This window comes from Lysinibacillus sp. FJAT-14745 (assembly GCF_001275675.1).
Lineage (GTDB): Bacteria > Bacillota > Bacilli > Bacillales_A > Planococcaceae > Lysinibacillus.
Genome location: NZ_LITM01000005.1, coordinates 336,310 through 350,802 on the forward strand (window position 1 = coordinate 336,310; position 14,493 = coordinate 350,802).

At 38.4% G+C, this 14,493-nt stretch carries 13 protein-coding genes; all 13 read right to left on the reverse strand.

Annotated features, from left to right (window positions below; translation table 11 throughout):
• Positions 1–201 precede the first annotated feature (201 nt).
• Positions 202–975 (reverse strand): RNA polymerase sporulation sigma factor SigG, encoded by a 774-nt coding sequence (gene sigG, locus AMS59_RS08935; protein WP_049668350.1) that lies wholly within the window; start codon positions 973–975, stop codon positions 202–204.
• Positions 976–1,089: 114 nt separating this feature from the next.
• Positions 1,090–1,797 (reverse strand): RNA polymerase sporulation sigma factor SigE, encoded by a 708-nt coding sequence (gene sigE, locus AMS59_RS08940; RefSeq protein WP_049668349.1) that lies wholly within the window; start codon positions 1,795–1,797, stop codon positions 1,090–1,092.
• A gap of 13 nt (positions 1,798–1,810) precedes the next feature.
• Positions 1,811–2,644 (reverse strand): sigma-E processing peptidase SpoIIGA, encoded by an 834-nt coding sequence (locus AMS59_RS08945; RefSeq protein ID WP_053483386.1) that lies wholly within the window; start codon positions 2,642–2,644, stop codon positions 1,811–1,813.
• 603 nt (positions 2,645–3,247) lie between these two features.
• Positions 3,248–4,405 carry a cell division protein FtsZ gene (ftsZ, locus tag AMS59_RS08950; RefSeq protein ID WP_053483387.1) on the reverse strand — a complete coding sequence of 386 codons (1,158 nt, stop codon included), beginning with the start codon at positions 4,403–4,405 and terminating at the stop codon, positions 3,248–3,250.
• 246 nt (positions 4,406–4,651) lie between these two features.
• Complete coding sequence (gene ftsA / locus AMS59_RS08955) at positions 4,652–5,935, reverse strand: cell division protein FtsA (protein ID WP_053483388.1); 1,284 nt, start codon at positions 5,933–5,935, stop codon at positions 4,652–4,654.
• Positions 5,936–6,031: 96 nt separating this feature from the next.
• Positions 6,032–6,403: a small basic family protein gene (locus AMS59_RS08960; RefSeq protein WP_053483389.1), complete on the reverse strand. Its 372-nt coding sequence runs from the start codon at positions 6,401–6,403 to the stop codon at positions 6,032–6,034.
• A 3-nt stretch (positions 6,404–6,406) separates the two neighbouring features.
• Complete coding sequence (locus AMS59_RS08965) at positions 6,407–7,126, reverse strand: DUF881 domain-containing protein (protein ID WP_053483390.1); 720 nt, start codon at positions 7,124–7,126, stop codon at positions 6,407–6,409.
• Positions 7,127–7,448: 322 nt separating this feature from the next.
• Complete coding sequence (locus tag AMS59_RS08970; RefSeq protein ID WP_053483391.1) at positions 7,449–8,180, reverse strand: DUF881 domain-containing protein; 732 nt, start codon at positions 8,178–8,180, stop codon at positions 7,449–7,451.
• Positions 8,158–8,979 carry a cell division protein FtsQ/DivIB gene (locus AMS59_RS08975; protein WP_053483392.1) on the reverse strand — a complete coding sequence of 274 codons (822 nt, stop codon included), beginning with the start codon at positions 8,977–8,979 and terminating at the stop codon, positions 8,158–8,160. Before AMS59_RS08975 ends, AMS59_RS08970 begins: the two co-directional genes overlap by 23 nt.
• Positions 8,980–9,000: 21 nt before the next feature.
• Complete coding sequence (gene ftsW, locus AMS59_RS08980) at positions 9,001–10,080, reverse strand: putative lipid II flippase FtsW (RefSeq protein WP_053483393.1); 1,080 nt, start codon at positions 10,078–10,080, stop codon at positions 9,001–9,003.
• Between the two features lie 40 nt (positions 10,081–10,120).
• Positions 10,121–11,470: a UDP-N-acetylmuramoyl-L-alanine--D-glutamate ligase gene (gene murD / locus AMS59_RS08985; RefSeq protein ID WP_053483394.1), complete on the reverse strand. Its 1,350-nt coding sequence runs from the start codon at positions 11,468–11,470 to the stop codon at positions 10,121–10,123.
• Positions 11,467–12,441, reverse strand: coding sequence for a phospho-N-acetylmuramoyl-pentapeptide-transferase (gene mraY / locus AMS59_RS08990; protein WP_053483395.1), 975 nt, complete (start codon positions 12,439–12,441; stop codon positions 11,467–11,469). Before mraY ends, murD begins: the two co-directional genes overlap by 4 nt.
• A 125-nt stretch (positions 12,442–12,566) precedes the next feature.
• Positions 12,567–14,483, reverse strand: coding sequence for a stage V sporulation protein D (locus tag AMS59_RS08995; protein WP_053483396.1), 1,917 nt, complete (start codon positions 14,481–14,483; stop codon positions 12,567–12,569).
• Positions 14,484–14,493: the final 10 nt, after the last annotated feature.

The window sequence follows — 14,493 nt, forward strand, 5'->3', positions numbered from 1 at the left end:
TCGTATTGGCCCGAGACCCTGCAGCGAAGCGAATGTTTTCTGTGCGAAAGCGTAGTGCTAACGTAGCGGCAGCAACAAAGCGCCCAGTCGGAACGGAAATCACCCCTCGTTTTGCCGAAGAGCAACCTTAATCTTATATGACATTTTAATTTCATTGAAATAAATAAAATGCGCACCCAGCATTCGGATGCGCATTGTTTTTTACTTATAATCTTTCTGCATTGTTTCTATTGCATTTTTTTCTAGACGAGAAATTTGCGCTTGAGAAATCCCCAACTCTTTTGCAATTTCTGTTTGTGTCTCACCGTAATAAAAACGCTTTGCAACAATCATTTGTTGACGATCATCTAACTTTTGCAAACTTTCCTTTACTGACACGTAGGCAACCCATTGATCTTCTGATACATCATCATCACGTAATTGGTCCATCATATAAACAGCGTCTCCACCATCTGAATAAATGGGCTCTTGTAAGGAAACTGGGTCTTGAATGGCATCTAAAGCAAATAAAACATCTTCCTTTTTCATGTCAATCATTTCAGCAATTTCTTCAATCGTTGGTTCTCGTAAATTATCGGTTATCCATTGCTCTTTTGCCTGCATCGCCTTATACGCAATATCTCTTAGAGAACGAGAAACACGTAATGCATGATGATCACGCAGATGGCGACGAATTTCACCAATGATCATCGGTACAGCGTATGTTGAAAATCGTACATTATGCTTCAAATCAAAATGATCAATGGCTTTCATGAGGCCAATACAGCCTACCTGAAATAAATCATCTGCCTGCTCACCCCTGTAGGCAAATCTACCGACAATACTAAGCACTAACCTTAAATTGCACATAACAAGCTCTTCTCTAATCTCAGTTTCTCCAGCTTGTAAACGAATGAATAATTCCTTCATTTCCTCGTGCTTTAAAATTGGCAAAGTCGATGTATCTAAGCCGCAAAGATCTACTTTAGTTCGCATATTCGATTCCTCCGGATGTTATTCTCTGACTAAACCGTTACATCAGTTTGTCCGAGAGAAACGAGAATATGCACAAAAGATACGACCAATTTTAGGTAGGGTAAATTTCCCTCTCTAAGATATTGGCTGATTCAGATTTTCACGTAAATCTTGAATAATTTTCTTCTCTAATCGGGAAATATATGATTGGGAAATACCTAAATGATCAGCAACTTCTTTTTGAGTCATTTCAATTTTCCCATTGAGACCAAAACGACATTCCATAATATATCGTTCACGCGCACCTAGTAAATTAATGGCATGAAACATATGTTGACGCTCAATTTTCTTCTCTACATTGTCTAAAATAATATGCTCTTCTGTTCCTAAAATATCAGACAATAACAACTCGTTTCCATCAGCATCGGAGTTTAATGGTTCATCTAATGAAACTTCACCCTTCATGCGACTTGTTTTACGTAAATGCATCAAAATCTCATTTTCAATACAACGTGATGCGTATGTGGCAAGTTTAATATTTTTATCAGTATTGAACGTTTCGATCGCCTTAATTAAACCGATAGAGCCAATACTTATTAAATCCTCAATCGGCGTTCCCGTATTATCAAAACGTCTAGCAATATAAACAACAAGACGTAAATTACGTTCAATTAGTGTATCTCTAGCTCGTAAATCACCATTCATAAAGGATGCAATGACTGTAACTTCTTCTTCTCGACTTAGTGGCACTGGCAATGAATCATTTCCCCCTATATAGTACGTTTCACGACTCCGAAACTTACTCCAAAATTTTTTCAAGCTAGCAAGTAGCCTAAGAAGCAATAGTTCTCCCCCTCTATGAGTTATTTGAAAGCGCTGAAAAATGTAAAATTGCTGCTGTGCTATGTGGAAAATTTTTAGCCTTTTTTGTTAACACGATATATTCATTCGTTTTCACTTGTGAGTGCTCCCGCTGTATATGCCACTCATCAAAGCGGAAACCTAGTACAACCGATTGCTGTTGCACTGTATTGACATGAATAAATCGAATATAACGCTGATAATCTTCTGAAAACATGGATACGTTATACGGATCAGTTTCTTGCCATTCTAACAAAGATTTGCAAAATGCTGCAGGTAAATGTGGGCGTAATGCTGCATAAGAGACAAAGTGAACAGGTTTTCCTGATAGTGGCTCAATCGCTTGATTCCCCGTATCTACAAATGCAGAGAGTGGTATCTTGACATCAAAGACTTTTAACGTCGTAGCAAACACAAACTGACCACTCAACCGCTCAAGCTTTACAAACCCCCATTGCTTATAAAAAGCAACAAGATTACCAACAGCTAATAGTAGGCAAATGATGATAAAATGGACAACAGATAGATTCTTTAAATACGGTTGTAATGCTGTTAATAATCCACCAATAATGATTGTTGCTGTTAAAACGATCGGTCCTTGTTTTTGAAAGCTTCGAGTCTTGAAGCGAAAAGCTATCCCGATTAGTAAGATAAAGCTCAGTACCGTCGTCAACAGCATTTGACCACCGATTACAGCTACAAAACTACTACAAATAGAACTCATTAATAATTTCGTGTTCTTTACAAAAACCCCTGTTACTTTTGCCGTAAACTTGAGTATCGCTAGATTAAAAAGTGTATTAATGAGCACCAGCCATTCTCCATACATAACAGCCGCCTCCTACTTACAAAGTTAGCATGTTACACCCACAAATATTGTCAAACAATCGCATCAATTCATTAAAATGTTTTGACAAAATACATCCTTTCCTTACACATTTGAACATAATTAATTTTTTAGACTCTGAAAATAGTCAAGGAAATTTTTATGAATGTTGTAGCGCTTTAAATGGGGATGTGAATCCTTTTTTGCTCTTTTGAAGGTGAGTGTTGATAAAAATTAAAAGTTGGGAGATAAAACGTGAAAGTTTATCGATAAATTTAAAAAGTTGGGTGATAATTCCTGAAAATGTTTCGATAAAACTAAAAAGTTGGATGTCATTTTGTTAAAAGGTATGTCATGTGAATTGGTTGATTGGAGTGGAGACTGAGCGACTCCTTGGGGATCAGCGTCACAGATGAGACCCTGCAGCGAAGCGAAGCGGCTCATCGGACGCCCCCAGGAAAGCGCTCAGTCGGAACGGAAATCAACCCCTCGTTTTGCAGAAAAGCCATACTTTATTTAATAGGACAGTCTGACATATCACCAATAGAAAAAGCTCGTATTTCACATAATGTAAAATACGAGCTTTATAGAAGTTCGGATGCTGATTTATCCGCGATTTTTACGGTTACGTAAAAATGCTGGTACCTCAAGCATGTCATCCTGCGCATAATTTTGTTGATTTTGACGTGGTTGCTCTTGCTGTACGTGCACATCTTGACGTTGCTCACGAATCGGAGCTTGCTGTTGCTGTACAGCTTGTCTATTTGTATTTAACGTCGGTCGTGTAGTATTACGCTGTTGCTGTAGAGCTTCCTCTGAGAAACCAGTCGCAATTACTGTCACAATTATTTCATCCTTTAGATTTTCGTTAATAACAGAACCGAAAATCATATTTACTTCTTCATCTGATGCTGAAGCTACGATATCTGCAGCCTCTTGTACTTCAAACAAGCTAAGATTCGAGCCTCCTGTAATATTCATAAGGACACCTTTAGCACCATCAATTGATGATTCAAGTAAAGGACTTGAAATAGCTTTCTTAGCAGCTTCTGCAGCACGGTTTTCGCCTGTAGCAATACCAATACCCATTAACGCTGAACCTTTGTTAGACATAATTGTTTTTACATCTGCAAAGTCTAAGTTTATAAGACCTGGCGTTGCAATTAAATCTGAAATACCTTGTACACCTTGTCGTAAAACATTATCTGCTTCACGGAATGCCTCTAGCATTGGCGTAGATTTATCGACAATTTGTAATAGCTTGTCGTTTGGAATGACGATTAAAGTATCAACAGACTCCTTCATGCCACCAATACCACCGATAGCTTGTGTTTGTCGTTTGCGACCCTCAAACGTAAATGGACGCGTTACAACACCGACTGTAAGAGCTCCTAAATCGCGAGCAATTTGCGCGATAACTGGCGCGGCACCAGTACCAGTTCCTCCGCCCATTCCAGCTGTAACGAATACCATATCTGCACCACGTAGAACTTCTTCTAATTGTTCGCGGCTCTCTTCTGCAGCTTTTTTCCCTACTTCAGGATTTGCACCTGCACCTAATCCACGTGTAAGTTTTGTACCAATTTGTAGCTTTATTTCTGCTTTCGATAAATTTAACGCCTGTGCATCTGTGTTTACTGCGATAAAGTCAACACCTTGTACACCATGTTCTATCATTCGATTGACAGCGTTGTTACCGCCGCCACCAACACCAATGACTTTTATTACTGCAAGTTGATCAACACTTGTATCAAATTCTAACATTTCTTTTTCCTCCCACGGTAACTCGACTCTGTATCATTCATTACGCATTCAAGATTAATTATGCCTCGGTATAATTGCGTCCGGAATCGGCTTTGTGCTGGCACAAAGAACTCCTTTCCGATTCCGTGACATCCGCCGGAGGCATTAACTTCTTTCAGCAGGTGTTTGGACATCTGCTGAAAAGTAGCTTAAATCCGCATTCATCTCTCACCACCTATAGAGGTGGGAGACTTCTGCTGAAAGAAGTTAATCAAAAAACTTATCAAATAATTTTTTTGCTCTTCCGATTACGCTTCCTTTTGATTCTGAAGGTGCAGCATATTCTTGCTTTTTAGGTGTGGCTGCAGGAGATCCTACAACTGCATATTCAATAGGATGCGTATTAATACTTTTTCCATAAAAATCATCTTCTAAATAGGCGTAACGAATAAGTCCAACTGCCGTCGTAAATGAAGGCTCTCTAACGCCAATATAGTCAGGTGTATATATTCTAACACGCGTTTGCAGAATCTGGCGTGCCAGTTGAGCAATACCTTCAAGCTTTGCAACGCCACCTGTCAAAACAACACCGCCTGGTAAATCCCTGACACCTAGACGGGCTAACTCGTCGATGACTAACTCAAATAATTCTTCCAAACGAGCGCCAATAATTTCTGATATAAAGCGCTGGCTGTACTGATCTGTTGAATCTGTCCCTACAACTGGTACTTCGAAGAGTTCATCATCTGATGCGTCATCATAATAGGCATGTCCAAATTGATGTTTAATTTGTTCTGCCTGTTCTGTTGGTGTTTTTAAGACAATCGATATATCTTTCGTGATATGATCGCCACCAACAGGAATGACACCAGTATGTGTTAACAGTCCCTCTTCGAATACTGTGATAGTAGTTGAACCGCCTCCTAAATCAACGAAAGCGGTACCTTGGTTTTTTTCATCCTCCGTTAATGCAAAAAAACCTGCTGCTAATGGTTGCAAATATATTTCTCGAATACTTAGACCTGCACGTTCTACACAGCGTAGAACATTGTGTAAAAGTGTTTTGGAAGTTGTAATCATTGTGGCATCCATTTCTAAACGAATACCAATCATACCTCGTGGATCTTTAATCTCATCTAAATTATCCACAATAAATTGTCTAGGAATAATATTTACTAATTCACGTTCAGGAGGTATTGACATGACTTGTGCAGATTCTACCACTCTATCTAAATCATCATCTGTAATTTCTCTATTTTCACTATTTACAGCGACAACACCTTTAACTAGCTGTAACATCGTCTGGTTAGCCGGAACCCCTAAAACGACTTCATTTATTTGATATCCTGTCATTCGTTCAGCTTGATCTATCGCTTTTCGAATCGATTGAACTGTTGCATCAATATCAACAATTGCACCTTTTCGAACTCCATTCGATTTTACATTTCCGACTCCAATTACATGTAATTGACCGTCGCTCATTTCACCTATTAATACCTTGATAGAGGATGATCCAATATCAAGAGAAATATATAAATCTTGCTGATTCAATTCACTGCACCTCCTTGAAAAAATGCTCTTATCTTCATTCTATTGTAAATTCGGCATAATGTCTAAGCAAATCGAGTATTTTGCTCAATTTTTCTCTCATTCTATGGAATTTTTGTTCCTTTTATGACGTTTCTCATCAAACCGAGTTAGTAAAATACGCCTAATTATTGCTATATTCTGGAATAAACGCACTCCGAAAGCGAATATAGCAGCTAAATATAAATCTATTCCTAAATACACACCTAAAAAGGCTAATCCCGCTGCCAGAATTATATTAAAAAAGAATCCTGAGACAAATACTTTATCGTCATACACTTGCTGTAATTGAGCACGAATACCGCCAAATAATGTATCTAAAGCTGCTAAAACAGCTATTGACAGATAATTTTCATATATAGAGGGTATTTGTATATTTGTTAACAAGCCAAGGGCAAGTCCAAATATCAAACCTAAAAATGGTAGCCACATATATTATTCTCCTTTTTTCACCTCTGTTAAATAATCATTTGTCAATGGCTGATCAAATGCTGGGATTGTTAAATGCTCAGTTGGTTCCTCAATTATTAAATTAAAGTTGTCCAAATAAAAAGAATCGATAAATGTTGAAGCTTGTAACGAATTGTACATTTTTTGAGCTTCCTTAAAAGAGCTTGTCCCAACATAAATTTCAAAGAGTGGTGAGGACAGTGGTACACTGTTCACTGTAGTCTTTCCATTTATGTCTCGAATGGCTGTCTTCTGGACAACGCGATTTCCATCTATCGAGACACTCGCTGCATTGTTTTTAAACAGTCCATTTAGTAATTGGGTTAGTAAATCAGGTGAAATTTCTTTGATTTCATACCCCATTTCTACTAATTCGGGTGCTGGTTCAACACGAAGTATAACTCCTGGCCCCGTGACTTCCGTTAGCCCTGCCTGTAGCTTTAAATGATGCAGCGTTTCATATAATGCTGACTGTAAATTTGCTTTCTCAGATTGCTCATAGCGACCCACTACTTCATTAAGTGAACGAATTTCTGCTAATAATGTGGAATGCCTTTGCTTTTCTTCTGCTAATTCCTCTCTTATGGCCCAAATATCTCGTGTATCTCGCTCAGCTGGTTTCTTTATGGTATTGTATTGTACCGCTATCATCAAACCGATAATAAATAGCACGATCGTTATTCGGGTATACATATTTTTTTTCAAAATAGCCCCTCCTAGACGTATCGTAACCCCTCTCAGATTTACGCCTTAGATCTTGAATTATGCAAAATACTTGATCAATTATGCCTCGACATAATTGCGTCCGGAATCGGTTTGTGCTTAGGCCTGCACGAGGGCCAACACGATGTTGGTCATTTCGGTAATGCCACAGGACGTGGCGCTTTTACCGATGCAGGTCAGTTAGCCGTTATCGCATGGATGCGATGATTTTAGGCTAACATCCTTTCTTAACGCCTTTCCGATTTCGTGACATCCGCCGGAGGCTATAACTAAATTTAATCTGTAAATATTGACTATAAATTGTTTAACTCTCTACTTTTGCTTTGGGCATTGTAAGCTTTTGATCTGCTTCCAAAGATACAACAATATTGTCATTTAATAATTGATCCACAACGCCACCGTTTAAGTTTAAGGAAGCTATTAAAGTTGCTGAATTTCCTACAGCCTCGATGACGAATGGAGCTGGATACTGTTTGCCATCAATAGTAATGACTGGTCCATTACAGCGGATATAAGAATTCGCCAAAACACGTTGACCATTAATAGCAATTGCTTGAGCACCGGAAATTTTAAGCTCATTGAGCAATTTAAAAATATGGCTTTCATGCACGATATAATCATTAGGATTAGCAGATTTCGGATCGTAATCACCATCTTGCAGAGTTATACGTATCCCTTTTCCTTCTGAATTTAAATCGCCTAATAACAAGCGTAAATCCTCCGCTTCTGCAACAAGCTTTGTATAATCCTTTTTGCTAGCGACAAATGACTTTTCATACTTGCGAATTTTTTCTTGTAAAGCATTCGCCTCATCTGTCAATTCTTTATTGCGCTCTTGCTGTACAATTAACTCCTCACGATATGAATCCTCTTGCTCGAAAAGCTTTGTATTAGTCGAAGAACCTGCATCTCGATTTTCTTTTGCCTGGTTGTAGGAATAGCCAATGATAAACCCCATAGTTATACAAACAATAAGCAACTGAAATTGTTTTCTTGAAAAGAAATTTTCTTTGCTATTCTTTTTCTTGTTGTCCATCTTTTTTCACTTCCTGGTTGGCCGCATCTTTATCCATATCAAGGTTTGCTTGATTGTACTCATTATTGAAAGGGCGATAATACGAGCCGACCTCTAAATCGATAACTCCCTTTTCCAAATTTGGAATTTGTGCTACAAGTGAGGGGTAATGATTTAGCTTTTCTGCTAAAGTTTGAATAACAGCACGAACTTCGTAGCCATCGTTCATGAAGAGCCTGATTGCATTAGGATTTGTTTCATTACTGTTTGTATTGACTTGAGAAATTAATGCTAATACTTCTGGATTTAGTTGTGCTAATTGCTTTACAAGCTTCTTAATTGTTTTTTCGCCAGTTATGCCGATAAATACAGGTGCATCAATCGGGATGTCATCCCCAGCTTGTTCAAAGCGCTTGCCATTTTCAAGCAATGGATAATAAGTTCCGTCACCCGCTAAGTACGCAACCTTTTTCCATTCTTTAATTTCAATTGTCACGCCTTGAAGCCAATTACGTTTAACATGTGCTTCTTTCACCCATTTATCCTTTAGTAATAATTTCTCTACATCTTCTACTTTAAATCCCCACATTGACTTTCCAATTGCAAGAGTACTTGCCTTCGAATAATATTGTTCTTCTACTAATTGAGCACCGTTGACTGTAATGTTGTTGATTTTACTGTAAGGAGATTGAAAATAAAGGAGTACTGCTAACACGATAAAGAAAAGTAATATTAGCACTATAAATTTCCGATTTGTACGCTTTTTTCGTCGCTTTTTTAGCGTAGGTATGCGATCTTCTATGTCAATTACTTTCTCCAAAAAAGTACTCCTCCTTTATATTTATTTCGCTAATTGATAAATAATACCTATTATTAGCCACATTGTTACTAAAGATGTTCCTCCATAGCTGATAAAAGGCAATGTGACACCTGTTACAGGAACTAAGCCAATTACTACTGCTATATTTAGAAATGCTTGTACGGCCAGCATTGTTACAAGTCCAATGATCGCGTAATAAGATGTTCTTGTCTTAGCCCGCACTGCAAATTTATAGCCTGCATAAATCGCCAGTACGAAAAGTGCTAAAATAACAAGTCCACCAAACAAGCCAACCTCTTCAAGAATTATTGCGTAAATAAAGTCATTTTGTGGTTCAGGTAAATATAAAAACTTTTGCCTACTTTGTCCAAAACCATGCCCGAAAATCCCAGCAGGACCTATAGCCATTAACGATTGTACAGCCTGAAACCCACTTCCTAAAGGATCGACCCACGGATCAATAAATGCCTGAATCCGCTTTAGTCGGTATGGTGCTGTGACGATCAAGCCAACTAACCCAGCAATCCCAGCAACCATAAATATTGCATAAAGCTTTAAAGGATACCCTGCCACAAAAAACAATAAAAACACAGAAACAACGAGAATAAAAACTGAACCAAAATCAGGCTGTAGCATAATAAGTACAACTGGCAATAATAAGATAAATCCATGCCGCCAATTAATAATCGAAGTACCCGTTTTATGCTGCGCTAAAATATGGCTCATGTATACAATGACTGTAATTTTCGTTAGCTCTGCTGGCTGAATTGTTAAAGGACCTACACCAATCCAACTTTGAGAACCATTTCGCACAAGTCCAATTCCTGGTATAAGTACAAGGACTAGTAAAATTAACGAAAATATATAGGCCATTTTCCAAAAGGACTGCTCTTTCAAAATATTTAATCGAATAGTGATTAAAAACACTACAATGGCTACGGCAAAGTATAGACTTTGCTTCATATAAAACGGCATTTTCCCACTATAATGAACGGCACTCCAATAGGTACCTGCAGAATAGACGAAAATAATGCCGATTATAGAAAGCATCAATGTTGTGACGAGCAATAAATAGCTTTCTTTCCCTCTCAGTAATGCCATCCTTCCAAGTCAAGTATATTCTAAAATAGTTACAGGCTTATTACAGCTTCATTACAGCATCAATAAAAACATCGCCTCGTATTTCAAAGCTGTCATATTGATCCCAGCTTGCACATGCTGGAGATAATAGAATAACATCGCCTTCTGCTGACATCGGCGCCGCATAATGTACTGCATCCTCAACATTTTGGGCAATGACAGTTTGTTGTACACCACATGACTTCGCAAATTCTACAAAGCGTAGTCCTGTTTCTCCAAAGGCAACAACACCCTTTACATGGCTCATGCATGGACGTAATTCTTCAAACGAATGTCCTCGATCTAAGCCACCTGCAAGTAAAATAACAGGTGCTTGGAATGCATCTAAAGCACTTTTTGTAGCTAAGCAGTTTGTTGCTTTTGAGTCATTGTAAATCTTGCGTCCGTTCCATTCACGCACGAACTGAGTACGGTGACGAACTCCTCCAAATTTCGCTAAAACTTCTGCCATTTTAGCTTTGTCACAGCCGACTAAAATACAAGCTGCGACAGCTGCTAAAATATTTTCTAAGTTATGCTTACCAGGCAAAGCGATATTTGCTCGATCTAGATACGGCTCACCTTGCCAGTAAATTGTTGTGTCATCCGCACTAATTCCTTCATTCGTACGTCCGTTAGAACTAAATGGTACCTTTTTAGCATTTGATTTTGTTGCATAGCCAACAACAATCGGCTGATCAGCATTATAGATAAAATAATCGCTTTCATCTTGATGACGTGTAACACCAAATTTCGCCTCTGCATAGTTATCAAATGTCCCATGATAATCAAGATGCGCATCATAAAGATTTGTTAATATAGCAATTTTTGGCTTAAATGTTTTAGTCCCCATTAATTGGAAAGATGATAACTCTGTAACAATTACATTATCCTTTTGTGCTTCTCTTGCAACACCACATGCAACTGTTCCTATATTCCCTGCAATTAACGGTTCTAAACCACCGTTATTCAACATGTCGAAAATTAAGGTTGTCGTAGTTGTTTTCCCGTTAGACCCTGTAATACCGATAAACGGCGCTTCACTAATTAAATAGGCAAGCTCAATTTCTGTCCAAACGGGGATTCCACGGCTTATTGCATCTGCTACTATTTTGTTGCTATAAGGAATCCCTGGATTTTTTACCACTAATTCAAAGCCTTCATCGAGTAAATCCTCTGGGTGACGTCCACAAATAACCGTAATTCCCTTTTGCAATAGACCTTGCGCATCTGGGCTGTCGTCAAATGGTTTTGAATCATTGACCGTCACAAAGGCGCCAAGCTCATGTAAAATCTCAGCTGCAGCCACACCACTTTTTGCTAAACCTAAAACAAGGACTTTTTTATGTTGTAAATCTGTAAAGTTTCTCATAAGAACGCCTCCGATAAAACTGCAATCAATGCTACTGCTAAAGCAGTTGACCAAAAGACAAGTACTACCTTCCATTCTGACCAACCTGATAATTCAAAATGATGATGAATAGGACTCATTTTAAAAATACGTTTTTTACGAAGTTTGAAGCTACCTACCTGTAAAATAACAGATAATGTTTCAATAACAAACACCAATCCAATTAATAACAGTAAGAATTCTACTTTTTCTAAAACAGAGACCATGGCTAATGCTCCACCTAATGCTAACGAACCCGTATCTCCCATAAATACCTTTGCAGGGTTTGCATTGAAAAGTAAAAATCCTAATAAGGCACCTGTCACCGCAAATGCAAATAAGGCAATATCAGCTTGATCTTGGAATAGAGCAATAACACCAAATGCTGCAAAGGCAATGGATGCAGTACCTGCCACAAGCCCATCTAATCCATCTGTTAAATTCACTGCATTCGAGAAGCCAACTAACCAGAAAATTAAAAAGGCTACATAGAAATTACCAAGCTCGATCGTCCAATCTGTAAATGGTATAGCAAGCGTTGTATCAAAAGATCCTACATGTAGTAAGAAATAAGCCAAGACCGCAATGACAATTTGACCGATAAGCTTTTGCAGTGATGTTAGTCCTAAATTACGTTTAAAAACAACCTTTAAGCTATCATCTAACAAGCCGATTAACCCAAACCCTACTAATACTAATAACAGTACGACGGTTTGTGTTGTAAATAAATCTAAAAAGCTACCTACACCAACAGTAGTAAGGATAATGGCAAGTAAGAAAATAATGCCGCCCATTGTTGGTGTACCAGCTTTTTTCATATGGGATTTTGGTCCCTCTTCACGAATACTTTGACCGAACTTTAATCGGCGAAGAAGTGGAATACTAATTGGTGCAAGGATAACTGTTACTATAAAAGCAAGAGCTAAAATGGTAAGCGTTGTTGCGAGTTTCATTGAAAAATCTCCTTTAAATCTTGTTTCACTTTCTTCTTAAAGAAAAAAGCACAAACTTTCATGTATTTATTACTACCCTTCATAATAATAGTGGTTCTTTCTCATTTTTTAAAGGTAAAGTTAAATTAGTTGTCTAAATAAAGATGAATGGTGCCATCTTGTTTGATAACACTATCCACTTCAGGCAGTTGATTGCCAATTTTAGTTCCTTCTCCATGCCATACAATACGGAATGGATATTGTTGCTTGGCAATTTCAGCCTTCGTTTGACCAATAAAACTTGGCACCTTCACAGTGATTGGGTCACCCCAACGATAATCCTTTTCAAGCTGTTCCTTCGATTTTTCAATGCCAACAAAAGGCGCAACATCTTCAATAATTTGACCAACGATTGGAGCTGCTATCACACCGCCAAACTGTGTTCCCTTTTTTGGGTTATCTACTGCTACATAAACGACAATTTGCGGATTATCCGCAGGTGCGAAACCAATAAACGATACGATATATTCGCCGTCTTTATAACGGCCATTCTCTACCTTTTGTGCTGTACCTGTTTTGCCGCCAATCCGTAATCCATCTCGGTAAGCTTGACGTCCTGAGCCCTTCGCTACAACAGATTCTAATGCACCTCGAACCTTTGCAGACGTCTCCTCACGAATAACCTGTTTTTTAACTTCCGGTTTAGTCTCTTCTATAACTTCTCCAGTATTAGGATTAAGAATTTTCTTCACAACATATGGCGTATAAAGCTTGCCCCCATTTATTGCTGCGGCTACTGCTTGCACTTGCTGAATTGGTGTAACGGCAACACCTTGGCCAAATGAAGTTGTGGCCTGCTCAACAGGTCCAAAAGAATCCTTGGAAAATAAAATCCCTGAAGCTTCGCCAGCGATATTAGACCCTGTTTTTTTACCAAAACCAAAATCTTTAATATACTGTAATAGTTTTTCATTCCCTATTCGCTGACCTAATTCAATAAAGCCTGGGTTACAAGAATTTTCTACAACTTCAAGGAAGGTTTCAGAGCCATGACCCTCACGCTTCCAACAACGTAATCTTGCTCCAGCAACCATTGAATAGCCTGGATCATAAAAAGTATCCTTCTCTAAATCCACTACATTTTCTTCTAAAGCAGCACTAAGAGTTATAATTTTGAACGTTGACCCGGGCTCATATGTCATCCAAACTGGTAAATTCCGATTGTAGATAGCAGGCTCTACCGTTTGATATTCCGCTGGATTGAAGGTTGGATATGAGGCTAACGATAAAATCTCGCCAGTGTTTGGATTCATGGCAATCGCCATTGCTTGGTCTGCATCATAACGCTCCATTGCCTGTGACAATTCACGCTCGACGACCTGTTGTACATCTACATCTATCGATAGCTCGATTGTTGCGCCATCTTCACCAGCCTTCCAGGCGCTCTTTACGTTTGGTAAATTATTTCCTTTCGCATCTGTAAAGATCCGTATTGCCGAAGAATTAGCCTGTAACAACTTATCGTATTCATATTCAATTCCCGCTAAACCTTGAGCATCATAGCCTGTGAAACCTAAAAAACGAGATAATAGGGTACCGTATGGATAATCCCTTGAATAATCGACACCACTATATAATCCCTCAATCTGCAAACCTTGCAACTCCACTGCTTTTTCATAGGGAATATTTTTTCCTTCAGGTGCCAGCTTTACTAAGTATGCTTTTTTCTTCATTTTTTCCAAAAGCTTTTGTTCATCTACTCCCAAAACTTGTGCAATTTTCGCTGCTGCCCCTTCAATATCCTTACTTTGTGAAGGCATGAAATATAAAGTTGGTGCAAGCTTATTTGTGACAATATTTTTCCCCTTACGGTCAGTAATGTGCCCTCGCTCATTGGCAAAAGGAATTTCTCGGTCCCAATTCTCTTCAGCTTTCTTTGTCAGATCTTTTTGATCTAATACTTGCAAGAAGACAAGCCTAACAATAATCGCAACGGCTACAAACATAAACAATACGTATAAAATACGCAATCGCTTTTTGGAATGGATAGAAATCCACTTCATTCGACATCAC